This window comes from Pseudomonas sp. NPDC087803, from assembly GCF_044742995.1.
Classification (GTDB): Bacteria; Pseudomonadota; Gammaproteobacteria; order Pseudomonadales; family Pseudomonadaceae; genus Aquipseudomonas.
In genome coordinates this window covers 1-1,719 of sequence record NZ_JBIUVO010000149.1, presented here as the reverse complement: position 1 = coordinate 1,719, position 1,719 = coordinate 1, and the positions used below count along the sequence as shown (strand labels likewise).

The window sequence follows — 1,719 nt, the reverse complement described above, 5'->3', positions numbered from 1 at the left end:
GCATCAGCTCGCGCTCGATGTGAGCGCTTTCCGACAGGTCCACCAGCTTGACCACTTCGATCAGCTTGTTCAGGTTTTTGGTGATCTGCTCGATGATTTCATCGTGGCCGACAGTGGTCAGCGTCAGACGCGACAGAGTCGGGTCTTCGGTTGGGGCCACCGTCAGGCTTTCAATGTTGTAGTTGCGCTGCGAGAACAGGCCGACTACGCGAGACAAAGCGCCGGGTTCGTTTTCCAGAAGCAGGGAAATAATGTGCCGCATGATTAAGTACGCTCCGTCTTGCTCAGCCACATATCGCGCATGGAGCCGTCTTTGATCTGCATCGGATAGACGTGCTCGCTGGTATCGACCGAAATATCGATCACCACCAGACGATCTTTCATGGCGAACGCTTCTTCCATCTTCGACTTCAAATCTTTCGAATCGGTGATGCGCACGCCGACGTGACCGTAGGCTTCAGCCAGTTTGACGAAGTCAGGCAGCGACTCCATATACGAGTGCGAGTGACGGCTGCCGTAGCTCATGTCCTGCCACTGACGCACCATCCCCAGTACACCGTTGTTGAGGATGACGATTTTCACTGGCAAACCGTATTGCAGGCAGGTCGACAGCTCCTGGATGTTCATCTGGATACTGCCTTCGCCGGTGACGCAGGCAACGTCGTCATCCGGGAAGCTCAACTTGATGCCCATGGCCGCCGGGAAACCGAAGCCCATGGTGCCCAGACCGCCGGAGTTGATCCAGCGGTTCGGCTTGTTGAACGTGTAGTACTGCGCCGCGAACATCTGGTGCTGACCCACGTCGGAGGTGATGAAGGCGTCGCCCTTGGTCACTTCGCACAGGGTCTCGATCACGGTCTGCGGTTTGATCAGGCTGCCGTCGCCCTTTTCATAAGGGAACAGGCCGCGATCACCGCGCCATTCATCAACCTGCTTCCACCAGCTGGCTACAGACTCCTTGTTCGGGGTCTCGCCGATTTCCTTGAGGATCGCGACCATTTCGGTCAGGACGCTCTCCACCGGGCCAACGATTGGCACGTCGGCCTTGATGGTCTTGGAGATCGAAGCCGGGTCGATGTCGATGTGAATGATTTTGGCGTTCGGGCAGAACTTCGCCGCGCCATTGATCACACGGTCATCGAAACGCGCGCCCACTGCCAGGATCACGTCGGCGTGGTGCATCGCCAGGTTGGCGGTGTAGCTGCCGTGCATGCCGAGCATGCCGATGAACTGCCGGTCGGTGCCAGGGAAACCGCCCAGACCCATCAGGGTGTTGGTCACCGGCAGGTTGAGCATTTTCGCCAGTTCGGTCAGCGGTGCCGAACCGTTGCCCAGGATCACCCCGCCACCGGAATAAAGCACAGGACGCTTGGCCGCCAGGAGCATTTCTGCCGCCTTGCGGATTTGCCCGGAGTGACCGCGAACGGCCGGGCTGTAGGAGCGCAGCTTGGCTTTTTTCGGGAAGACGTATTCGAACTTCTCGGCCGGGTTGGTCATGTCTTTCGGGATATCGACCACGACCGGGCCCGGACGACCGGATTGCGCCAGGTAGAAAGCCTTCTTCATGACTTCCGGGATTTCCGAGGCGTGCTTGATCATGAAGCTGTGCTTAACGATCGGCCGGGAGATACCGATCATGTCGGTTTCCTGGAACGCGTCGGTGCCGACCATGGTGCTTGGCACCTGACCGGAAATGATCACCATTGGAATCGCATCCAT

Annotated in this window: 2 protein-coding genes; both read right to left on the bottom strand. The window is 58.2% G+C overall.

Annotated features, from left to right (window positions below; translation table 11 throughout):
* The coding region (ilvN, locus tag ACIOUG_RS27060) for an acetolactate synthase small subunit (RefSeq protein WP_401070251.1) at positions 1-262 on the bottom strand (262 nt) is incomplete at its 3' end.
* Between the two features lie 2 nt (positions 263-264).
* On the bottom strand, positions 265-1,719 hold a 1,455-nt coding region (locus ACIOUG_RS27055), incomplete at its 5' end, for an acetolactate synthase 3 large subunit (RefSeq protein WP_401070248.1).